Here is a 21,012-nt window from a genome sequence, read left to right as displayed (position 1 = left end):
CGATCGCATCGCGGGCAAGCCCGGCTCCTACAGGTATCAGTCGTAACGCAAGGCGTACGCCGGCTCTACCTGCGATGCGCGCCACGCCGGATACAGCGTCGCCAGGAAGCTCATTACCAACCCCGCGCTGCAGATCAACGCCACATCGCCCCACTGCAGCTCCGACGGCAGACTGCTGATGAAGTACACATCGGAGGTGAAGATGTGCTGGCCACTGACACGCTCCAGCCAGCCGACGATCTGACTGACATTGAGCGCGGCGATTACCCCGAGCACGCCACCGATCAAGGTGCCGACAATACCGATCAAGGTCCCCTGGACCATGAAGGTGCCCATGATCTGCGCCGGTGTCGCGCCGATGGTACGCAGGATGGCGATGTCCGCACCCTTGTCGTTGACCACCATGATCAGCGTGGCAATGATGTTGAACGCCGCCACGGCGATGATCATCAGCAGCAACAGGCCGATCATGGTCTTTTCCATTTTCATGGCACTGAACAGGCTGCCCTGGGTGTGCGACCAGTCATCGGCGCGGTATTGGTCGCCCAGCCCGGCAGCAATGGCCCTGGATACCTGCGGCGCGCTGTACAGGTCCTTGAGCTTGATCCGCACGCCCTGCACCTGGCCCGGCTGCCAGCGCTGCATCTGCGCGGCATCGGCCAGGTGGATGTAGGCCATGGAGCCATCCAGTTCGGCCCCCACCTTGAACACACCCACCACGTTCAGGCGTTGCATGCGCGGAGTGATACCGCCGGGTGCGCTGCTCACTTCCGGGACGATCAGGGTCAGCTTGTCACCGACGTTCAGGCGAAAGCGCCGGGCGGTGATCTCACCGATCACCACCCCGTACTCACCTGGTTCGAGGTTCTGCAGACGCCCCTGGACGATGTGCTGGCCGACGATCGAAACCTTGCCCTCTTCGGCCGGATCGATACCGCTGACCTGAATCGGCTGCATCGCCCCTTTGTACGAGAGCATGCCTTCCATTTCGGTCAGCGGTGCTGCAGCCATTACTTGCGGGTTCTTCAGCGCCGCCTCGGCTGCTGGCCGCCAGTCATCCAGCGGCTGGACTCCCAGAATGCTGGCATGAGGCACCATGCCCAGGATCCGCGAGCTCATTTCACGCTGGAAGCCGTTCATCACCGACAACACCACGATCATCGCCAGCACACCCAGGGACAGGCCGATCATCGAGGTCATGGAGATGAACGAGATGAAATGGTTGCGGCGCTTGGCGCGGGTGTAGCGCGCGCCGATGAAGATAGACAAGGGTCTGAACATGAACGGAAGCACCCAGGTAAAGAAAAGAATCAAGGTGCCCGCCGCAGGTGGCGGGCACTCAACACGCCCAGATCAGATCGGCACCAGGTGCCCATCTTCGAGGCGCAGCACACGGTCCATCTGGCGCGCCAGGTTGAGGTCGTGGGTCACGACCAGGAAGGCCGTTTGCGAGGCGCTGCTCAGTTCCTGCATGAGGTCCTGGATACCCTGGGCGGTGTGATGGTCGAGGTTGCCGGTGGGCTCATCGAGCATCACCAGGCCTGGGCGGTTCACCAGCGCACGGGCGATCGCCACGCGCTGACGCTCGCCACCGGACAGCTCGGCCGGCTTGTGCGTCAGGCGATGCCCCAGGCCCACGCGCTTGAGCAGCGCTTCAGCACGCTCACGAGCCTCAGGAATGGCGGTGCGCCCGATCAGCAGTGGCATGCACACGTTTTCGAGCGCGGTGAACTCCGGCAACAGGTGATGGAACTGGTAGACGAAACCCAGCGCGCGGTTGCGCAATAAGCCACGGGCACGCTCATTAAGTGCCGACAGCTCTTCACCGGCCAGCCAGACGCTGCCCTGGGTTGGCGTATCGAGGCCGCCGAGCAGGTTGAGCAAGGTACTTTTACCCGAGCCCGAACTGCCAACGATGGCAACCCGCTCGCCGGGGTGCAGCTCCAGTTGCAAACCGGACAACACCTGTACCGACTCCGGGCCTTCCTCGTAGGACTTGCCCAGGTTGCGGCAACTCAGCACTGCTTTATCACTCATGCCCAACTCACTCATAACGTAGCGCCTCCGCAGGCTGGGTGCGTGCCGCACGCCAGGCCGGATACAAGGTGGCGAGGAAACTCAGGACCAATGCCGCACCGCACACCATCCATACATCCTCGGCCATGACCTGGGACGGCAGGTAGTCGATGAAATAGACGTCGGCATTGAGAAACTTGTGGCCGATCAGGGTTTCGATGCCGGCAATCGCGGCGCTCACATTGAGCGCGGCGAAGATGCCGACCAGCGCACCGATCAGGGTGCCGACCACGCCGATCACCGTACCCTGGACCATGAAGATCGCCATGATCTGCCCGGGGGTCGAGCCAAGGGTGCGCAGGATGGCGATGTCGCCCTTCTTGTCGTTGACCACCATGACCAGGGTGGAAATGATGTTGAACGCCGCCACGGCAACGATCAGCAGCAACAGCAGGCCGATCATGGCCTTCTCCATGCGGATAGCCTGGTACAGGTTGCCGTGGGTGCGGGTCCAGTCACGGGCATAGAACTCTTGCTCTCCCAGCTTCTGGGCGATATCCCAGGCAACGCGCGGGGCCTGGAACAGGTCATCGAACTTCAGGCGCAGGCCCTGTACCTGGTCCGCCTTCCAGCGGTGCAGGCGCGAAAGATCCGAAAGGTTGGTCAGCCCCAGGTAGCCGTCGATTTCACCGGCCCCCACATGAAAGATGCCCACCACAGTAAAGCGTTTCATGCGCGGGAACATGCCGGCCGGGGTGACGGTGACCTCGGGTGCGACGAAGGTCAGCTTGTCGCCGATGCCGACGCCCAGCTTGGCCGCCGCCTTGTCACCGATCATGATGCCGAAGTCGCCCGGGGCCAGGTCATCGAGCTTACCCTCGCGGATAAAGTTGTCGATGATCGACACCTGCCGTTCCTGGGCAGGGTCGATGCCATTGAGCAGCACCTTCTGCACCTTGCCCTCATGGGTGAGCAAGCCTTGCATCTGGGTAAAGGGCGCGACAGCCACCACCCGTGGGTTCTGCTTTACTTGATCGGCAAGGGCAGGCCAGTTGTTGAGCGGCTGGCCGGTTTCCAGGGTGGCATGGGGCACCATGCCCAACACCCGGGTGCGCATTTCATGATCGAAGCCATTCATCACCGACAACACCACGATCATCACTACCACGCCCAGGGCGAGGCCGATCATCGAGGTCAGGGAAATGAACGAGACGAAGTGGTTGCGACGCTTGGCACGGGTGTAGCGCGTACCAATGAATACGAAGAGAGGTCTGAACATGTCGGGGCTTGTTCGGGTGAAAGAGGAACGTCCTTGTGGCGGGGCTTGAATAGCAGCTTTACACTCAGACCACCGCCGCTACCATGGGTTCGCCATGTCGACACTAGATGAAGAAGATCGCCGCGAATACTACCGTATCGAGGACCGGATCGCACTGGAAATTAGCCCACTGAGTGGCGCTGAAGCCCTTGGGACAGACTTGTTGCAAGATGATTCCCCACTGTTCAACCTGCTCAGCGAACTGCACCTGAGCGAGTTCGAATCCCAGCACCTGCTGCGCCAGCTCAGCGAAAAGGATCGTACCCTGGCGGCGTTCCTCAAGGCTCAGAACAAACGCATCGACCTGCTCAGCGCCGTGGTTGCCCAGACCCTGCTCGGCCAGCTCAATGCACCGCAACCTGTCGTGTTGTCGGAAGGCGGTATCGAGTTCACCCAGGCCCAACCCATTGCCGCTGGCAGCCGGATTGCCGTGAAGATGGTACTGATGCCCCAGGCCCTGGGACTGCTGCTGCGCGCCAGGATCACCCATTGCGACCCACAGGCCGACGGCCGGCACGAGATAGGCAGCGAGTTCATCGATATGACCGACGCCCAACGCCAGTTGCTGGCCCGCTACATCCTGCAACGGCAGGCGCAACAACGTCGCCAGGCGCTGGAACAAACCAACCCGAGCGCTTCCTGAGTTTCACTCTTTCTTGAAGGAACAAACGTGACCCAGATTTACGGCCACCGCGGCGCCAAGGGCGAAGCCCCTGAAAACACCCTGACCAGCTTCCAGCAGTGCCTTGGGCACGGCGTGCGTCGCTGCGAACTGGACCTGCACCTGTCGGCCGACAACGAGCTGATGGTGATTCACGACACGACCCTCAAGCGCACCACCGGCCGTAACGGCAAGGTGGTCGAGCACACGGCAGCGGAGCTTGTGACTTACGACGCCCGCAAAGGCTGCCCTGAATGGGTATCGCCCTGCCCCATCCCGCGCCTTGAAGAGTTGTTTGAAAAGTGCGACTTCGAGCATTGGCAGCTTGAGGTCAAGAGCGCCTCGCGCACGCGCGCCGTCACCACCGTACTGGCCATTCGTGAAATGGCCCTGCAGTTCGGCTTGCTCGACAAGATCACCATTACCTCCAGCTCACGGGAAGTCCTCGGTGCTGCTCAGGAGCTGACCCCGGATATCTCGCGGGGGCTGGTAGCCGAAAGGGCCTGGCTCGACCCACTGAAGGTCGCCCAGAACTATGGCTGCAATCTGCTGGCATTGAACTGGACACTGTGCACCCCGGAACGCCTGATGAAGGCCCAGCGCCAGGGGTTGCACGTGTCGGTGTGGACAGTCAACGAGCCGGCGCTGATGCGCAGGCTCGCCGACTTCGGCGTAGACAGCCTGATTACAGACTTTCCCGGTTTGGCCAGCGCCACTCTCGAGAATCGCTGAAATCGGTCTCCCCGGCCGGCTCAGGCCACCGGCCGGAGCCGCTCAAAAAAGCCGGTTGAGGCCGTCGTAGGCCGCCACCCGATAGGCTTCGGCCATGGTCGGGTAGTTGAAGGTGGTGTTGACGAAATACTTCAGGGTATTGCTCTCACCCGGCTGATCCATGATCGCCTGTCCGATGTGGACAATCTCCGAAGCCTGGTAGCCAAAGCAATGCACGCCGAGGATTTCCAGGGTCTCGCGGTGGAACAGAATCTTCAGCATGCCTTGCGGCTCGCCGGCAATCTGCGCTCGCGCCATGCCCTTGAAGAAGGCCTTGCCTACTTCGTAAGGCACCTTGGCCTGGGTCAGCTCCTGCTCGTTCTTGCCGATCGAGCTGATCTCCGGAATGGTGTAGATACCGGTCGGTACATCGTTGACGAAGCGCCAGCTACCGTTGTCGACGATGCTGCCAGCGGCCGAGCGGCCCTGGTCGTGGGCGGCACTGGCCAGGCTTGGCCAGCCGATCACGTCACCGGCACCGTAGATGTTCGGCACGTGGGTGCGATAGTTCTCGTCGACCTCGATCTGGCCACGGCTGTTGACCTTGATACCGATGTTTTCCAGGCCCAACTTGTCGGTGTTGCCGGTACGACCGTTGCACCAGAGCAAGGCGTCGGCCTTGATCTTCTTGCCGGACTTGAGGTGCAGGATCACACCGTTGTCCAGGCCTTCGACACGTTCGTACTCTTCGTTGTGGCGAACCGTGATGTTGTTGTTGCTGAAGTGGTAGCTCAACGCCTGGGAAATTTCCGAGTCGAGGAAGCTCAGCAACTGGCTGCGGTTGTCGACCAGCTCCACCAGAACACCCAGGCCACTGAAAATCGAGGCGTATTCGCAGCCGATGACCCCGGCGCCGTAGACAATCAGTTTGCGTGGAGTGTGGCCGAGGCTGAGGATGGTGTCGCTATCGTAGATCCGCGGGTGGTGGAAATCGATGTCGGCCGGGCGATACGGGCGTGAACCGGTGGCGATGATGATGTGCTTGGCCACCAGCTTTTCCACTACGCCATTGGCGCAGACGACTTCGATGGTTTGCTCGTCGGCGAAGCTGCCGGTGCCGAAGAACACATCGACGCGGTTGCGGGCATAGTAGCCGGTGCGCGAGGCCACCTGCTTGGAGATGACTTTCTCGGCGCTCTTGAGCACGTCGGGGAACGAGAACCAGCGCGGCTCACCAATGGCCCGGAACATCGGGTTGGTGTTGAACTGCATGATCTGGCGGACCGAGTGACGCAGGGCCTTGGACGGGATGGTGCCCAGGTGGGTGCAGTTACCGCCGACCTGACGACGGCTATCGACCATCGCCACCTTGCGTCCTGCTTTGGCAGCATTCATTGCCGCCCCTTCTCCTGCGGGGCCGGAACCCAGCACCACTACGTCGTAGTTGTAGACAGCCATGCGTACTCCTTCAGAACAGGCCCGTTCGCCACATTGGCGAGCGGGGCTAGATCATGTCGCCAGGGGCGCCATGAAAAAATTCGGGTGCAGTCTAATCAAGCTTGAACGCCGCGCACATTAACCCTTGGTCGCGTCGTAGGCTAATTTTCTCTGCACTACATGTATTTCATCGCGGGGCAAGCCCGCTCCTACAGGGTTCTTTCAATCTTTGAGCAATACGTGCTCGAATGCCGGGGTTGCGCGGGACACGAAGCCATCGGCAACACGGGTCACGAACACGGCGGCGAGCTGGTGCTCGAGGGCAAAATCCCACCCCTGCTCCGGCCCGAGAATCAACAACAGCGTCGAGTAACCATCGGCCATGAGCGTCGAGCGGTCGAATACAGTCACCGCCGCCAGGTCATGCCTGACCGGTTTGCCCATCCGCGCATCGAAGGTATGTGAATAGCGCTGGCCATTCTCCTCGAAATAGTTGCGATAGTCACCGGAGGTAGACACGCCAAAACCATCCACCGGCACCACCTGGCGAGCAATCTGGCGATCGTCGCGCGGTAATTCCAGGGCAATGTTCCAGGCGCTGCCATCAGGCTTGCGCCCCAGCGCCTTGAGCTCACCGGTGACTTCGACCAGTAAATTCGCGATGCCCAGCCCTTCGAGTCGCGCCACCAGGACGTCGACGGCATGCCCGGCGGCCAGGCTGTTGAAGTCCACCTGCACGGCTTCATCCTTGCACAACTGCTCGCCCACTATGCGCAAATGCCCATGCCCGACACGCTGACGTACATCAGCCAACGCCTGGACGCCGGGGACTGCCTCTGTTCTCGATTGCGGCCCGAAGCCCCACAGGTCAAGCAGCGGTTCCACCGTCAGGTCGAACGCACCCTCGCTTTGTTGCGACAGCTGCTCGCCGACCGCAACCAGCTCCAGCACATCGGCCGGCATCCACTGGCAGCTATTGGCAGGCAGGCGATTGAAGGCTTCGATCATCGAGTCGCGACGGTAGGTGGAAAACCGCTGATCGACCCCTTCGAGCACCTGCTCCACTTCACGCCGGACCTGCTGAGGTGTCGGCCCATCCGCCGTACGCACATATTGCACGGTATAGCTGCTGCCCATGGTCGGCCCGCTGACGCGCTCCAGCGACGCCGTCGGCGAGCACGCCGCAAGGACCAGCATCACACTGATCAACACCCCTCTGCGCATTCGTCCTCCTGGATCATGGGCGAAAAAAAAACGGGAACCCAGAGGTTCCCGTTTTTTGATCACGCCGTGAAGCTTAGCGTGGGAAAGCTGGCGGGTTTACACCGGCCATGTCTTCCATCACGCGCACAACCTGGCAGCTGTAACCGAACTCGTTGTCGTACCAGACGTACAGGACAACACGGTTATCGTTACAGATGGTGGCTTCGGCATCGACCACACCAGCGTGGCGCGAACCGACGAAGTCGGTGGAAACCACTTCCTGGGAGCTGACGTAATCGATCTGCTTGTGCAGATCCGAGTGCATGGCCATCTGGCGCAGGTACTCGTTGATTTCTTCGCGGTTGGTGGCTTTTTCCAGGTTCAGGTTCAGGATGGCCATCGACACGTTCGGCGTTGGAACGCGAATGGCGTTACCGGTCAGCTTGCCCTTGAGCACTGGCAGTGCCTTGGCGGCTGCAGTGGCAGCACCGGTTTCGGTGATAACCATGTTCAGCGGCGCGGCGCGGCCACGACGGCTGCCCTTGTGGAAGTTGTCGATCAGGTTCTGGTCGTTGGTGAACGAGTGAACGGTTTCGACGTGGCCATTGACGATGCCGAACTTGTCGTTGACAGCCTTGAGCACCGGCACGATGGCGTTGGTGGTGCAGGATGCCGCCGAGATGATCTTGTCGTCAGCGGTGATTTCGGCGTGGTTGATGCCGTGCACGATGTTCTTCAGCGCGCCCTTGCCAGGTGCGGTGAGGATCACGCGGCCAGCGCCCGGGCAGGCCAGGTGCTGGCCCAGGCCGTCGGCGTCACGCCATACACCGGTGTTGTCGACGATCAGCGCGTTCTCGATGCCGTACTGGGTGTAGTCGACTTCGGACGGGCTCTTCGCGTAGATAACCTGGATCAGGTTGCCGTTGGCGGTGATGGTGTTGTTTTCTTCGTCAATGGTGATAGTGCCATCGAACGGGCCGTGAACCGAGTCACGACGCAGCAGACTTGCACGCTTTACCAGATCGTTCTCGGCGCCTTTGCGCACGACGATGGCACGCAGGCGCAGACCGTCGCCACCACCGGTTTTTTCGATCAGGATGCGCGCCAGCAGACGGCCGATACGACCGAAGCCGTACAGGACAACGTCGGTGCCTTTGCGCGCCGAAGCATTCTGCTGACCAACCACGTCAGCCATTTCTTCGCGTACGAACTGCTCGGCGCTACGGCCGTTGCCTTCGAGCTTGAACTTGTTGGCCAGCTTGCCCAGGTCGACCGAAGCGGCGCCCAGTTTCAGCTCGCTCATCGCCTTGAGCAGCGGGAATGTCTCGTGGACAGAGAGTTCGGTTTCGTCTGTTTGGCGATGACGGGCAAAGCGGTGCGCTTTGAGGATCGAGATCACCGAACGGTTGATCAGGCTGCGGCCATAGATCGAGCTCACCACATTGTTATTGCGGTAGAGCTGACCGATAAGCGGGATCATCGCTTCTGCAAGTGCTTCACGATCAATCCACTCACCAAGACACTGGTCGGGCTTCTGAGTCACGGGAACCTTCCACATGTAGGGACAGAAAAAAGGGGCTACATTATGACGCCCCGCAGCCCATCGAGCAATGAGCGCCTGTCGCTGATGCTTCACTGCATGGATTTAGCCTGCGCAAACCTGACAGCACGGGCCTGCGCCCGGTACAATTGGCGTCTTTGTCGCAACGCTTGGAGCTCGACCTCCCGTGCCTGTTCTGCGTCTACCGCACCTGCCGGCCACTGCCGGCAAACAAACCTGGGGCAACCTGCCGGGCGCCGCCCTGAGCCTGGCCATCGCCGAGGCGGCCAGCGCCGCCAAGCGCTTCACCCTGCTACTGACCGCCGACAGCCAGAGTGCTGACCGGCTCGAGCAGGAGCTGCGCTTTTTCGCGCCCGAACTGCCGGTGCTGCCTTTCCCCGATTGGGAAACCCTGCCCTACGACCTGTTCTCGCCGCACCAGGACATCATCTCCCAGCGCATCTCCAGCCTGTACCGGCTGCCGGAGCTTGACCACGGCATTCTCGTGGTGCCGATCACCACCGCCCTGCACCGCCTGGCGCCCACGCGCTTTTTGCTCGGCAGCAGCCTGGTGCTGGACATCGGCCAGAAGCTCGATGTCGAACAGATGCGCCTGCGCCTGGAAGCCAGCGGCTACCGCTGCGTCGATACCGTCTACGAACACGGTGAGTTCGCCGTACGCGGCGCGCTGATCGACCTCTTCCCCATGGGCAGCAAGTTGCCTTACCGGATCGACCTGTTCGACGACGAGATCGAAACCCTGCGCACCTTCGACCCGGAGACCCAGCGCTCGATCGACAAGGTCGACTCCGTACGCCTGCTGCCGGCCCGCGAGTTCCCGCTGCAAAAAGACGCCGTGACCCAGTTCAAGGCGCGCTTTCGCGAGCGCTTCGACGTCGACTTCCGCCGCAGCCCGATCTTCCAGGACCTCTCCAGCGGCATCACCCCGGCGGGTATCGAGTATTACCTGCCGCTGTTCTTCGAAGAGACTTCAACCCTGTTCGACTACCTGCCCCAGGACACCCAGGTGTTCTCGCTGCCGGGCGTGGAACAGGCTGCCGAGCACTTCTGGAGCGATGTGCGCAATCGCTACGAGGAGCGTCGCATCGACCCTGCGCGCCCGCTGCTGCCGCCAGCCGAGCTGTTCCTGCCGGTGGAAGACTGCTTTGCCCGACTGAAGAATTGGCCGCGTGTAGTGGTCAGCCAGGATGACCTGGACCGTGGCGCTGGCCGTGAGCGCTTCCCGGCCCAGGCATTGCCGAACCTTGCCATCGAAGCCAAGGCCAACCAGCCACTGGCAGCACTGTCGAACTTCCTCGACCAGTTCCCAGGGCGCGTGCTGTTCACCGCCGAATCGGCGGGCCGCCGCGAAGTGCTGCTCGAGCTGCTTGAACGCCTGAAGCTGCGCCCGCAGACGGTCGACAGCTGGAGCGCCTTCGTTGCCGGCAAGGAGCGCCTGGCGATCACCATCGCGCCGCTGGATGAAGGCCTGCTGCTGGACGCGCCAGCGATCGCCCTGGTCGCCGAGAGCCCGCTGTTCGGCCAGCGGGTGATGCAACGCCGGCGCCGGGAGAAACGCAGCGACGGCAACAACGATGCAGTCATCAAGAACCTCACCGAATTGCGCGAAGGCGCGCCGGTGGTGCATATCGACCATGGCGTGGGCCGCTACCTGGGCCTGGCGACCCTGGAGATCGACAACCAGGCCGCCGAATTCCTCACCCTGGAATATGCCGAGGGCGCCAAGCTTTACGTGCCGGTGGCCAACCTGCACCTGATCGCCCGCTACACCGGCAGCGACGACGCCCTGGCACCGCTGCATCGCCTGGGCTCGGAGGCCTGGCAGAAAGCCAAGCGCAAGGCTGCCGAACAAGTGCGCGACGTCGCCGCCGAACTGCTCGACATCTATGCCCGTCGCGCAGCGCGCAAAGGCTATGCCTTCGCCGATCCGTCGGCCGACTATGCCACCTTCAGCGCCGGCTTCCCGTTCGAAGAAACACCGGACCAACAAAGCGCCATCGAAGCCGTTCGCGACGACATGCTGGCAGCCAAGCCCATGGACCGCCTGGTCTGTGGCGACGTCGGCTTCGGCAAGACCGAAGTCGCCATGCGCGCTGCCTTCATCGCCGTCCACGGCGGTCGCCAGGTGGCCATCCTGGTCCCCACCACCCTGCTCGCCCAGCAGCACTACAACAGCTTTCGTGACCGTTTCGCCGACTGGCCGGTGACCGTCGAAGTGATGAGCCGCTTCAAGTCGCCCAAGGAAGTCGCTGCCGCAGTCGCCGACCTCGCCGAAGGCAAGATCGACATCGTCATCGGCACCCACAAGCTGTTGCAGGATGACGTCAAGATCAAGGACCTGGGCCTGGTGATCATCGACGAGGAACACCGCTTCGGTGTGCGCCAGAAAGAACAGCTCAAGGCTTTGCGCAGCGAGGTCGACATTCTCACCCTCACCGCGACGCCGATTCCGCGCACCTTGAACATGGCTGTGGCCGGCATGCGCGACCTGTCGATCATCGCCACCCCGCCAGCGCGGCGCCTGTCGGTGCGCACCTTCGTGATGGAGCAGAACAAGAGCACGGTCAAGGAAGCGCTGCTGCGTGAGCTGCTGCGCGGTGGCCAGGTCTACTACCTGCACAACGATGTGAAGAGCATCGAGAAATGCGCCGCCGACCTCGCCGAACTGGTGCCGGAGGCACGTATCGGTATCGGCCACGGGCAAATGCGCGAACGCGAACTCGAACAGGTGATGAGCGACTTCTACCACAAGCGCTTCAACGTGCTGATCGCTTCGACCATCATCGAGACCGGCATCGACGTGCCCAGCGCCAACACCATCATCATCGAGCGGGCCGACAAGTTCGGCCTGGCCCAGCTGCACCAGTTGCGCGGCCGGGTCGGGCGCAGCCACCACCAGGCTTACGCCTACCTGCTCACCCCGCCACGCCAGCAGATCACCCCGGACGCCGAAAAGCGCCTGGAAGCCATCGCCAACACCCAGGACCTGGGTGCAGGTTTCGTGCTGGCCACCAACGACCTGGAAATCCGCGGCGCTGGCGAACTGCTCGGCGAAGGCCAGAGCGGACAGATCCAGGCGGTGGGGTTCACCCTGTACATGGAAATGCTCGAGCGCGCGGTCAAGGCCATCCGCAAGGGCACCCAGCCCAACCTCGACCAGCCCCTGGGCGGCGGCCCGGAAATCAACCTGCGCCTGCCGGCATTGATTCCCGAGGACTACCTGCCGGATGTGCATGCGCGACTGATCCTGTACAAGCGCATCGCCTCGGCGGTAGACGAAGACGGTCTCAAGGACTTGCAAGTGGAGATGATCGACCGCTTTGGCCTGCTGCCGGAGCCAACCAAGAACCTGGTGCGCCTGACCCTGCTCAAGCTGCAGGCCGAAAAGCTCGGCATCAAGAAGGTCGATGCCGGCCCCAACGGTGGCAAGATCGAGTTCGAAGCCCAGACTCCGGTCGACCCACTGGTGCTGATCAAGTTGATCCAGGGCCAGCCCAAACGCTACAAGTTCGAAGGCGCCACCCAGTTCAAGTTCATGGTGCCTATGGAGCGCCCGGAAGAACGCTTCAACAACCTCGAGGCGCTGTTCGAGCGCCTGACCCCACAATCTGCGTGAAGGAAGATCCATGCGTGCCATTCGCTGCCTGACCCTGCTGCTGGCCTTGTTCGCTCCGGCGGCCTTCGCTGAAGGCGTCTATCAGGTCGAAATGATTCTGGTGCGGCAGAACGCCGTGCCGGCAATTACCAGCCAGTTTGCCCCCGAAGACTGGAGCAACGGCGCCCAGGCGCCCGCCGAAGGCGACATGCGCCAGCCATTGATGACCGATGAGGCCGCCAAGCTTGCCGCCGACCCGAGCCAGTACACCGTGCTGCTGCACAAGGCCTGGCAGCAGGATGCCGGCGCCGTGGCCATCAGCGAAGGCGAGGAACAGTTCGGCCAGTTTCCCATCGAGGGCAACCTGAGCGTGACGGAAGATCGCTTCATCGCCGTCGACGCCAGCTTTTGGGTCAACCAGTTCGACAGTAACGGCAGCGTGATCCAGAGCGAACAGCTCAAGCAGAGCAACAGTACGGTAAAGAACGGCGAATTGACCTTCCTCGATGGCGGCCACCTGGCGCTGCTGCTCAAGGTGACCGCCAATCGGCCAGTCAGTGCACCCGTTCCTGCGCCGGAGATGATGGAGCAGTAGCCTGATGCCGAAAAAGCTGCGACAGCTGCTCGAAGATAGCGACTGGACCTTCGCCTTCCACCCCAGGGCACTGGAAAGAGGGTTCGAGTATGCCGATCAGCACCGGGTAACGGTGATATCACTGGAGCCCCACAGGCTTACGTCGACCTGTCGCGGTTCAGGTGATAACAACTACACCCAGCACATTCGCGTAAAGGGAAGCGAACACTACACGTCGCTCGACACCACCTGCACCTGCCCAGTCGGTTTCGACTGCAAGCACTGCGTAGCAGCCTTGTTCTCCCTGATGGATCTGCCCGAAGAGCCAACGGGAGCGCAGGGAGAGCAACTGAGCCCTACGCTCGAGCGCTGGCTGGAGCGCCTGACGGTAGCTGCCCCCGACGCTGAAAAGCCCGCCGGGCAAAGCGCCCGCACCTTGATGTATGAACTTGAGTTCAACTCGAGCGGCAACGCCACCATCACACCGTACAAATGCAAGCGTCTCAAGAATGGCCGTTTCACCGACCTCAGGCCGATCCTATACCCGCACGAAATTCTCCGGCAGAACGCCGCCCCCCAAGAAAACGATGCCAAATTCTTACGCCTGGTGGTCGCCAGAACACCCCCTGGCGCGCTTTCGAGCGGCGTACCACTCGAAGGCAGTGAAGGCGCCGAGCTGCTCGAACATGCCCTTGCCACCGGGCGCCTGTTCCTGCCGGGAGATGAAGAGCCCCTCAAACCAGGCCCGCCCCTGACAGGCGAATTTCGCTGGGAAAAACTCGAGGGTGAACAATACAGAGGCTGCTGGTACCACCAGGGCAAAATGCTCAAGCGGGTACTGGCGCTGCAGCCGCTGCACTACGTTGAAGCCGAACAAGGCCGGGTTGGGCTGCTCAGCCACGACTATGATGAAATGATTGCCTCCTCCCTCGCCATGGCGCCGCCGGTGCCTGAAAGCCAGGTAGTCAGTTTCAGCCAGCGGATCCAGACCCTCAACCGGCAGATCCCCACCCCTAGAACATTGAGCGAGACAATCATCGACGGTATTGCCCCCACGCCCCACCTGATTCTGGGCAGCCACGAGTTCAGCGCTTATGTGCCGCAATCGGGGAGGATGCAACGCCAGCACCAGCATCGCGCTGCACTTTCCTTTGTGTATGACGGCATTCGCGCCAGCGGCCGCCAAGGCACCGAAGTCACCCGCCTTGACGGCAATACCAACCTGCGCATCCAGCGCCAGGCTGAAGCCGAAAAGCTGATTCGCCTGAAACTGTTGCGCCTGGGCTTCAAAGTAGCCACTCGCCAGAGCAAGGCACTGCCGGAGAGCGCAGGCGAGCTCCTGGAGCTGGCAACCGAAGGTGCCTGGCTACGCTTCATGCTCAATGACGTCCCAAGCTTGCGCGAGCAAGGCTGGGAGATCGAATACACCGACGATTTCGCCTTCAACCTGGCCGAAGTCGACAACTGGTACGCCCATATCGACGAGGCCAGCGGACGCGACTGGTTCGACCTGGAAGTGGGTATCGAGGTCAACGGCCAGCGCCTGAGCCTGCTGCCCATCCTGCTGAACGTGCTGCGCGCCCACCCGGAACTGCTCAACCCCGCCCAACTGAACAAGCGGCGCGACGACGAAAGCCTGCTGCTGCAGATACCCGCCCCACAGGGTGAGGTACGCCGCAACTTGCAAGTGGCACTACCGTATGGCCGGTTGAAGCCGGTATTGGCGACACTTGGCGATTTCTACCTGCGCGAACCGGGCGAAGCCAGCGTGCGCCTGCCAACGCTTGACGCCACCCGACTCAACGCCCTGGAAGACATACCGCTGAATTGGCAGGGCGGCGAACAAATGCGCAACCTGGGCGAACGCCTGCGTGATATCCGCCGCCAGCCGGCACAGGTCCCGGCAGGCCTCAACGCCACGCTGCGCAGTTATCAGCTGGAAGGCCTGAGCTGGATGCAGGCCCTGCGCGAACTGGAAGTGGGTGGTATCCTCGCCGACGACATGGGCCTGGGCAAAACCCTGCAGACCCTGGCACACCTGCTGACCGAGAAGAACGCCGGTCGCCTCACTCGCCCGGCCATGGTGGTGATGCCGACCAGCTTGATTCCCAACTGGCAGGACGAAGCGGCGCGTTTTGCGCCCGGCCTGCGCGTGCTGGCCCTGCAAGGCCTCGGGCGGCGCAAGCAGTTCGACAAGCTGGAAGACTATGACCTGCTGCTGACCACCTACGCATTGCTGCCCAAAGATCTGGAGCACTTCAAGGGCCTGAAGCTGCATGTACTGATTCTCGACGAAGCCCAATACATCAAGAGCCCAGGCAGCAAGGCTGCCCAGGCCGCGCGCCAGCTCGAAGCCCGCCAGCGTCTGTGCCTGAGCGGCACGCCACTGGAAAACCACCTGGGCGAGTTGTGGTCACTGTTCCACTTCCTGCTGCCAGGCTGGCTGGGTGACGCCAAGGCCTTCAACCGCGACTACCGTACACCGATCGAACGCCAGGGTAACAACGAGCGTCTGCAACACCTCAACGCCCGGATCAAACCGTTCCTGCTGCGCCGCACCAAGGAGCAGGTGGCCACCGAGTTGCCGGCCAAGACCGAGATGATCCACTGGGTCGAACTCAGTGATGCCCAGCGCGATGTCTACGAGACCATGCGCCTGGCCATGGATCAGAAAGTACGCGCCGAAATCACCCGCAAAGGTGTCGCCCGCAGCCAGATCATCATTCTTGAAGCGCTGCTGAAGCTGCGCCAGGTCTGTTGCGACTTGCGCCTGGTAAACAGCGAGGCATCGACGGCCCGCGGCGCCCATTCGGGCAAGCTCACCAGCCTGATGGAGATGCTCGAAGAACTGCTCGCCGAAGGACGCCGCGTGCTGCTGTTCTCACAGTTCACCAGCATGTTGCGACTGATCGAGGCCGAGCTTGAGCAGCGAGGCATTGCCTATGCCCTGCTGACCGGCGAAACACGTGACCGCCGTGCACCGGTACAGGACTTCCAGAATGGCCGGTTGCAGATTTTCCTGATCAGCCTCAAGGCCGGCGGCGTGGGCCTGAACCTGACCGCTGCCGATACCGTGATCCATTACGACCCCTGGTGGAACCCGGCCGCCGAGAACCAGGCCACGGACCGTGCGTATCGCATTGGCCAGGAGAAGCCGGTGTTCGTCTACAAGCTGATCACCCGAGGCACGGTGGAAGAGAAGATCCAGCAACTGCAGCAGGAGAAGTCTGCATTGGCGGCCGGGGTACTGGATGGACGCCAGGCCGGAGACTGGCGGTTGGCGGCAGAAGATATCGACGCGCTGTTTGCGCCTTTGCCGGGGCCTCGCAAAGGCTGAAAACATCGCGGGGCAGGCCCGCTCCTACCCGGTAGGAGTAGGCCTGCCCCGCGATTGCTTGCATCAGTCTACCAACTGCGCTTCCTTGAGCGCCCCAAGCGCCTCCAGCCAACGAGGCTGCTGGCGATAGTCCGTACGGGCAAAACCCTGACCGCGCATTTGCGCGATACGTGGCGACGGCTTGACCTTCAGGCGCTGGGCAGCGCTCAGGGCCAGTTCAGCCGCTGCACGGTCGTTGCACACCAGCCCCATGTCACACCCCGCAGTCAGTGCCGCCTCGATGCGGCTGGCAGCGTCGCCCACGACATGAGCCCCGGCCATCGACAAGTCATCACTGAAAATAACCCCATCAAAGCCCAGCTCACCACGCAGGATGTCCTGCAGCCAACGGCGCGAGAAACCGGCCGGCTGGTTGTCGACCTGCGGGTAGATCACGTGGGCCGGCATGACTGCAGCCAATTGCCCACCCAGGCGCGCGAACGGCACCAGGTCAGCCGCGCGAATCTGCTCCAGGCTGCGCTCATCGGTCGGAATGGCCACATGAGAGTCGGCCTCGGCCCAGCCATGCCCCGGGAAGTGCTTGCCACAGGCCGCCATGCCCGCCGCCTTCATGCCGCGGATGAAGGCACCGGCCAGGGCTGTTGCGCGCAGAGGATCACCCTCGAATGCCCTGCTGCCGACCACCGCGCTACGCTGGTGGTCCAGGTCCAGCACGGGGGCAAAGCTAAGGTCCAGGCCTACCGCCAACACTTCGGTCGCCATCAACCAGCCGCACTGCTCGGCCAGGCACTCGGCATTGTCGTTGTCGGCGATCGCACGCATCGCTGGCAGGCGCACGAAGCCCTGGCGCAGGCGCTGGACCCGACCGCCCTCCTGGTCCACTGCCAGGATCAGGTCGGGGCGAATGGCGCGGATCGAGGCAGTCAGCTCACGCACCTGGCGGGGACAGTCGATATTGCGGGCAAAGATGATCAGACCGGCCACTTCAGGCTGGCGCAGAAGCTGGCGATCTTCGGCGGTCAGCCAGGTACCGGCGATGTCCACCATCAAGGAGCCTTGCAGGCTGGCACTCATAAATGATCCTTCAATTCAGGGGCGCAGCGGCCCATAGGGGGCATGCGGCTTCTTCGATCCGCACCAGGCAATGCAGTGGCACGCGATCGAACAGGTACAAAAGGTCGGCATTGCGCAAGCGCACACAGCCATGGGACAACGGCACGCCCATTGGTTCGCTGTCGGGCGTGCCGTGCAGGTAAATATAACGACGGAAGGTGTCAACCGGCCCCAGGCGATTCAGCCCTGGCTCGCAACCGCTGAGCCAGAGGATCCGGGAGAGGATCCAGTCGCGTCCGGGGTGCAGCGCATGCAGGGCCGGGGTCCAGGTCTCGCCGGTCCAACGCCGCCCGCGCAACACCGCGCCCTGCGGCAAGCCCGCCCCGATTTTCGCCCGCACCTGATGCAGGCCACGCGGCGTACAGCCTGAGCCGCTACGCTCACCGGCACCACTCAACGCCGTGGATACCGGCAGGCGCAGGCACAGTTGCCCCCGGGAAAACCCGTAGAGGCATTGATCGGCGAGGGAGATGTGCAGTAGATCGAGACTCGGCATAGGGCGCTAGCTTAGCCGATGCGGCCGGCGGCGCCCAGCCGTTGAATCAGGCCTTGGCAGCCACCGGTGCGCTGGACGATTTGCTGCGTGGGCGCAACTGGGCTGCAGCCATCGCCTCGTCCGTAACGCCACTGTCGGCACGCATGCCGGCAGCAAGGAACGGCACCATCAGGCGCATGACCTGTTCAATCGAGGTATTGATGCCGAAGTCGGTTTCGGCAATCGCACGCAGTGCCTTGATCCCGGACATGCTGAAGGCCGCGGCACCGAGCATGAAATGCACGCGCCAGAACAGCTCGATGGGAGGAATGCGTGGAGCTGCCTCGTTGACCAGCAGCATGTAGCGGCGGAACACCTTGCCGTACATGTCTTCAAGGTAGCGGCGCAGGTGCCCTTGGCTCTGGCTGAAGGCCAATCCCAGCAGACGCATGAAAATGGACAGGTCGTTGCCGCTGCGAGGCTGTACCACCAGCGCCTGCTCGACCAGCATCTCCAGCAACTCTTCAAGACTTGGCTTATTTTCCGGTCGAGCCTGGCGACGCTCCAGCTCACGCTCGAGACTGGTGCAGAACGGGCCAAGGAAACGCGAGAAAACCGCCTGAATCAGAGCCTTTTTCGAGCCGAAATGGTAGTTCACCGCCGCCAGGTTGACGCCGGCCTTGCTGGTGATCAGCCGCAATGAGGTTTCGGCAAAACCTTTTTCCGCGAACAACTGCTCGGCAGCATCGAGAATGCGTTCAACGGTTTCCGACTGGGCCATGACTACTCCGCCTGACAAACACTTGTTTGAAACATACGTTTCAAAGCGGTGATTTGTCAAGCCTGCGCAGCCGTTTTGCGGCTACACGGTCACGTATTAAATCATACCCTCAACCGACAAGCTCTCCACTGCTGGCGAGGCCACCCCGCCCTTTCTTGCAGTTTGGCGCTTGCAGCTTGCCATCTACTGTATATAATCCCAGTCACTGTATAAAAAGACAGAGCGATCAACATGCTAAAACTGACGCCACGCCAAGCTGAGATTCTGGCTTTTATCAAGCGCTGCCTGGAAGACAACGGCTTCCCGCCCACCCGCGCCGAAATTGCCCAGGAGCTGGGCTTCAAATCGCCCAATGCCGCCGAGGAACACCTCAAGGCACTGGCCCGCAAGGGCGCGATCGAAATGACCCCCGGCGCTTCCCGCGGCATCCGCATCCCCGGCGTCGAGGCCAAAGCCGAAGACAACGGCCTGCCAATCATTGGTCGCGTCGCTGCCGGCGCCCCTATTCTCGCCCAGCAACATATCGAAGAATCCTGCAACATCAATCCGGCCTTCTTCCATCCCCGGGCCGACTACCTGCTGCGCGTTCACGGCATGAGCATGAAGGACGTCGGCATTGTCGATGGCGACCTGCTCGCCGTACACACCTGCCGCGAAGCCCGCAATGGCCAGATCGTGGTCGCCCGCCTGGGTGACGAAGTCACGGTCAAGCGCTTCAAGCGCGAAGGCAACAAAGTCTGGCTGATTGCCGAGAACCCTGAGTTCGCCCCCATCGAAGTCAACCTGAAAGATCAGGAGCTGGTGATCGAGGGCTTGAGTGTCGGCGTCATTCGCCGGTAAAAAGGAGGCGTCATGCAGTTCCCCCATGCACCACAGCAAGCACAATTGCCCCTGTTCGAAGCGTTCCTGGCCCAGCCAGTTCTGCCCGGACTGAAAGCCGCCAAACCAGCACCCCACGCAGGTACGGCGCAGGTTTTCAGCGAACTGTCCTTTCGTGGCGCATTGGGAAGCTGCCAGAACCTCCTGGCCCCCATGCTGCGTGAACTGAGCGAGCTGAGCGAAGAGCAGGACGCCCGTTGGCTGACCCTGATTGCCCCGCCAGCCATTCTTACCCAAGCGTGGCTACGCGACGCCGGCCTCAATCGCGAGCGCATCCTGTTGCTGCAACCGCGCGGCAACCAGAGCGCCCTGCAACTGGCCTGCGATGCCCTGCGACTGGGCCGCAGCCATACCGTGGTCAGCTGGCTGAATACGGTCAGCAGCAGTGCTCGCCAACAACTGAGCATCGCCGCCCGCACCGGAGACGCACAAAGCCTGAACATCCGCCTCGGCTGATAATCAGGCTTGATTTACATGGGCTTCGTCAGGCTTCCTCAGGACGAGGAGGCCGGCAGGATGATCAATGCAGGACGCGCGGCCCCTCGTCTCGCTCGATTTCGCCTTCTACAAGCTTGCCAGCCATCTGCACGCCTACGCTGAGCATGGCCTTGGCCACTTCAACATGCTGACCTTGCAGGAAAGCCTTGGCGTCCTCGGAGAAATCCAGGGTTACCAGGGAGCCTTCGTCCTCGGCGCGGCGCAACTCGATCCGGCCATCAGGCAACTCGACAATTTCTAGAAAGGACGTTGGCATAAAGGGCAGTTCTCCACGAAAGGCCACCATTGTACCAGCGACCGCCTCAATCAGCACTCACTCAAGCCCTCGCGAAAACGAACAGTGAGGCCCTTGAGGTTCTGTCTCCAGCTTTCCAGTTCTTCTCGCGACAGCGGCGCTACCTCGGGCTCGTCCAGGCTCACCGCCTGAATCAGGGGCTGGGTCACGTCGTTTTTCGGCGCTTTTTTCGCGACCGGCGGTCGGAACAAATCGGCATAAGCTGCTAGTAGTTGCGCCAGCCAGGTCTCCCGCTGCTCGGCCAGTTCGACTAGCTCGGCCATTTCCGGAATCGCCACGGCCTCCAGCACTTCACGCGTCAACAGCAGTTCGGCACGGGGTGCGCTCGCCTGGGGCAAACGATAGAACCCGGCAATCTCATGGCACAGGCCAAGCAGTGCGCCATACAGATGGAACAGCGCTGATTCGCGCTCTGACTGAATCAGCGCTTGGGCGTTCATGGCCCGGCTTTCCTGTGCTCTGCCCAAGGCCTCAAGGGCAAGGCCCGCAAAATAGATCTTCTGGTTGGTACGGGTATAGAGTTCCTGGGCCATCTGGGAGCCCTCCGATAGGATGCAA

General features: G+C 62.0%; 18 protein-coding genes. 7 read left to right on the top strand and 11 right to left on the bottom strand.

Features of this window, described 5'->3' with window-relative positions:
• Positions 1 to 36: 36 nt before the first annotated feature.
• The 3 genes from H621_RS0124680 to H621_RS0124670 all read right to left on the bottom strand — a co-directional run bounded on the left by H621_RS0124680 (position 37) and on the right by H621_RS0124670 (position 3,295).
• Complete coding sequence (locus H621_RS0124680) at positions 37 to 1,281, bottom strand: lipoprotein-releasing ABC transporter permease subunit (RefSeq protein WP_028945940.1); 1,245 nt, start codon at positions 1,279 to 1,281, stop codon at positions 37 to 39.
• A gap of 72 nt (positions 1,282 to 1,353) precedes the next feature.
• The gene (lolD, locus tag H621_RS0124675; protein WP_177431073.1) at positions 1,354 to 2,037 is read right to left on the bottom strand and encodes a lipoprotein-releasing ABC transporter ATP-binding protein LolD; all 684 of its coding nucleotides are present in this window, start codon (positions 2,035 to 2,037) and stop codon (positions 1,354 to 1,356) included.
• 7 nt (positions 2,038 to 2,044) lie between these two features.
• Entirely contained in the window at positions 2,045 to 3,295 is a 1,251-nt protein-coding gene (locus H621_RS0124670) for a lipoprotein-releasing ABC transporter permease subunit (RefSeq protein WP_028945938.1), read from the bottom strand.
• Positions 3,296 to 3,389: 94 nt separating this feature from the next.
• Here H621_RS0124670 and H621_RS0124665 point away from each other — a divergent pair, with 94 nt between their 5' ends.
• Both H621_RS0124665 and H621_RS0124660 read left to right on the top strand, forming a co-directional pair.
• Positions 3,390 to 3,977: a PilZ domain-containing protein gene (locus H621_RS0124665; protein ID WP_028945937.1), complete on the top strand. Its 588-nt coding sequence runs from the start codon at positions 3,390 to 3,392 to the stop codon at positions 3,975 to 3,977.
• A gap of 27 nt (positions 3,978 to 4,004) precedes the next feature.
• Entirely contained in the window at positions 4,005 to 4,727 is a 723-nt protein-coding gene (locus tag H621_RS0124660) for a glycerophosphodiester phosphodiesterase (protein ID WP_028945936.1), read from the top strand.
• Between the two features lie 42 nt (positions 4,728 to 4,769).
• Here the strand turns inward: H621_RS0124660 and sthA are convergent, their stop codons facing one another.
• The 3 genes from sthA to H621_RS0124645 all read right to left on the bottom strand — a co-directional run bounded on the left by sthA (position 4,770) and on the right by H621_RS0124645 (position 8,904).
• Entirely contained in the window at positions 4,770 to 6,164 is a 1,395-nt protein-coding gene (gene sthA / locus H621_RS0124655) for a Si-specific NAD(P)(+) transhydrogenase (protein ID WP_028945935.1), read from the bottom strand.
• Positions 6,165 to 6,365: 201 nt separating this feature from the next.
• Positions 6,366 to 7,367, bottom strand: coding sequence for an FAD:protein FMN transferase (locus H621_RS0124650; RefSeq protein WP_036990391.1), 1,002 nt, complete (start codon positions 7,365 to 7,367; stop codon positions 6,366 to 6,368).
• A 73-nt stretch (positions 7,368 to 7,440) separates the two neighbouring features.
• Positions 7,441 to 8,904, bottom strand: coding sequence for a glyceraldehyde-3-phosphate dehydrogenase (locus H621_RS0124645; RefSeq protein ID WP_036990390.1), 1,464 nt, complete (start codon positions 8,902 to 8,904; stop codon positions 7,441 to 7,443).
• Between the two features lie 169 nt (positions 8,905 to 9,073).
• On the opposite strand from H621_RS0124645, the gene mfd reads away from it, so the two are divergent.
• Genes mfd through H621_RS27530 form a run of 3 tightly spaced genes read left to right on the top strand, consistent with a single transcriptional unit; the run spans position 9,074 to position 16,413 of the window.
• Positions 9,074 to 12,523 carry a transcription-repair coupling factor gene (gene mfd, locus H621_RS0124640; protein ID WP_028945932.1) on the top strand — a complete coding sequence of 1,150 codons (3,450 nt, stop codon included), beginning with the start codon at positions 9,074 to 9,076 and terminating at the stop codon, positions 12,521 to 12,523.
• Positions 12,524 to 12,533: 10 nt separating this feature from the next.
• Positions 12,534 to 13,097 (top strand): CsiV family protein, encoded by a 564-nt coding sequence (locus H621_RS0124635; RefSeq protein WP_028945931.1) that lies wholly within the window; start codon positions 12,534 to 12,536, stop codon positions 13,095 to 13,097.
• A 4-nt stretch (positions 13,098 to 13,101) separates the two neighbouring features.
• Entirely contained in the window at positions 13,102 to 16,413 is a 3,312-nt protein-coding gene (locus H621_RS27530) for a DEAD/DEAH box helicase (protein WP_084168036.1), read from the top strand.
• 63 nt (positions 16,414 to 16,476) lie between these two features.
• Here the strand turns inward: H621_RS27530 and nagZ are convergent, their stop codons facing one another.
• The 3 genes from nagZ to H621_RS0124615 are packed head-to-tail and all read right to left on the bottom strand — an operon-like array spanning position 16,477 to position 18,782.
• Positions 16,477 to 17,475, bottom strand: a complete 999-nt coding sequence (nagZ, locus tag H621_RS0124625; protein WP_177431076.1) for a beta-N-acetylhexosaminidase — start codon at positions 17,473 to 17,475, stop codon at positions 16,477 to 16,479.
• A gap of 22 nt (positions 17,476 to 17,497) precedes the next feature.
• Positions 17,498 to 18,022, bottom strand: a complete 525-nt coding sequence (locus tag H621_RS0124620; protein WP_028945929.1) for a L,D-transpeptidase — start codon at positions 18,020 to 18,022, stop codon at positions 17,498 to 17,500.
• 46 nt (positions 18,023 to 18,068) lie between these two features.
• Positions 18,069 to 18,782 (bottom strand): TetR/AcrR family transcriptional regulator, encoded by a 714-nt coding sequence (locus H621_RS0124615; protein WP_028945928.1) that lies wholly within the window; start codon positions 18,780 to 18,782, stop codon positions 18,069 to 18,071.
• A gap of 231 nt (positions 18,783 to 19,013) precedes the next feature.
• Here H621_RS0124615 and lexA point away from each other — a divergent pair, with 231 nt between their 5' ends.
• Both lexA and sulA read left to right on the top strand, forming a co-directional pair.
• Entirely contained in the window at positions 19,014 to 19,622 is a 609-nt protein-coding gene (gene lexA / locus H621_RS0124610) for a transcriptional repressor LexA (protein WP_028945927.1), read from the top strand.
• A gap of 12 nt (positions 19,623 to 19,634) precedes the next feature.
• The gene (gene sulA / locus H621_RS0124605) at positions 19,635 to 20,117 is read left to right on the top strand and encodes an SOS-induced cell division inhibitor SulA (RefSeq protein ID WP_028945926.1); all 483 of its coding nucleotides are present in this window, start codon (positions 19,635 to 19,637) and stop codon (positions 20,115 to 20,117) included.
• A 64-nt stretch (positions 20,118 to 20,181) separates the two neighbouring features.
• On the opposite strand, the gene H621_RS0124600 is transcribed toward sulA, so the two are convergent.
• Both H621_RS0124600 and H621_RS0124595 read right to left on the bottom strand, forming a co-directional pair.
• A complete protein-coding gene (locus tag H621_RS0124600; protein ID WP_010226971.1) occupies positions 20,182 to 20,415 on the bottom strand; it encodes a hypothetical protein in 234 nt (77 codons plus the stop codon).
• 50 nt (positions 20,416 to 20,465) lie between these two features.
• Positions 20,466 to 20,987, bottom strand: a complete 522-nt coding sequence (locus tag H621_RS0124595; protein WP_028945925.1) for a DUF6586 family protein — start codon at positions 20,985 to 20,987, stop codon at positions 20,466 to 20,468.
• Positions 20,988 to 21,012: the final 25 nt, after the last annotated feature.

Source organism: Pseudomonas vranovensis DSM 16006 (assembly GCF_000425805.1).
Classification (GTDB): Bacteria; Pseudomonadota; Gammaproteobacteria; order Pseudomonadales; family Pseudomonadaceae; genus Aquipseudomonas; species Aquipseudomonas vranovensis.
Note: the sequence above shows the minus strand (reverse complement) of the source record. Positions and strands in the feature narration are given on the sequence as shown.

What these genes read in the sequence shown, in the direction of transcription:
- H621_RS0124680 (WP_028945940.1), bottom strand. Translation starts at nt 1,281, where the DNA reads ATGTTCAGACCCTTGTCTATCTTCATCGGCGCGCGCTACACCCGCGCC.
- lolD (WP_177431073.1), bottom strand. Translation starts at nt 2,037, where the DNA reads ATGAGTGATAAAGCAGTGCTGAGTTGCCGCAACCTGGGCAAGTCCTAC.
- H621_RS0124670 (WP_028945938.1), bottom strand. Translation starts at nt 3,295, where the DNA reads ATGTTCAGACCTCTCTTCGTATTCATTGGTACGCGCTACACCCGTGCC.
- H621_RS0124665 (WP_028945937.1), top strand. Translation starts at nt 3,390, where the DNA reads ATGTCGACACTAGATGAAGAAGATCGCCGCGAATACTACCGTATCGAG.
- sthA (WP_028945935.1), bottom strand. Translation starts at nt 6,164, where the DNA reads ATGGCTGTCTACAACTACGACGTAGTGGTGCTGGGTTCCGGCCCCGCA.
- H621_RS0124650 (WP_036990391.1), bottom strand. Translation starts at nt 7,367, where the DNA reads ATGCGCAGAGGGGTGTTGATCAGTGTGATGCTGGTCCTTGCGGCGTGC.
- H621_RS0124645 (WP_036990390.1), bottom strand. Translation starts at nt 8,904, where the DNA reads ATGTGGAAGGTTCCCGTGACTCAGAAGCCCGACCAGTGTCTTGGTGAG.
- H621_RS0124635 (WP_028945931.1), top strand. Translation starts at nt 12,534, where the DNA reads ATGCGTGCCATTCGCTGCCTGACCCTGCTGCTGGCCTTGTTCGCTCCG.
- H621_RS27530 (WP_084168036.1), top strand. Translation starts at nt 13,102, where the DNA reads ATGCCGAAAAAGCTGCGACAGCTGCTCGAAGATAGCGACTGGACCTTC.
- H621_RS0124620 (WP_028945929.1), bottom strand. Translation starts at nt 18,022, where the DNA reads ATGCCGAGTCTCGATCTACTGCACATCTCCCTCGCCGATCAATGCCTC.
- H621_RS0124615 (WP_028945928.1), bottom strand. Translation starts at nt 18,782, where the DNA reads ATGGCCCAGTCGGAAACCGTTGAACGCATTCTCGATGCTGCCGAGCAG.
- lexA (WP_028945927.1), top strand. Translation starts at nt 19,014, where the DNA reads ATGCTAAAACTGACGCCACGCCAAGCTGAGATTCTGGCTTTTATCAAG.
- sulA (WP_028945926.1), top strand. Translation starts at nt 19,635, where the DNA reads ATGCAGTTCCCCCATGCACCACAGCAAGCACAATTGCCCCTGTTCGAA.
- H621_RS0124600 (WP_010226971.1), bottom strand. Translation starts at nt 20,415, where the DNA reads ATGCCAACGTCCTTTCTAGAAATTGTCGAGTTGCCTGATGGCCGGATC.
- H621_RS0124595 (WP_028945925.1), bottom strand. Translation starts at nt 20,987, where the DNA reads ATGGCCCAGGAACTCTATACCCGTACCAACCAGAAGATCTATTTTGCG.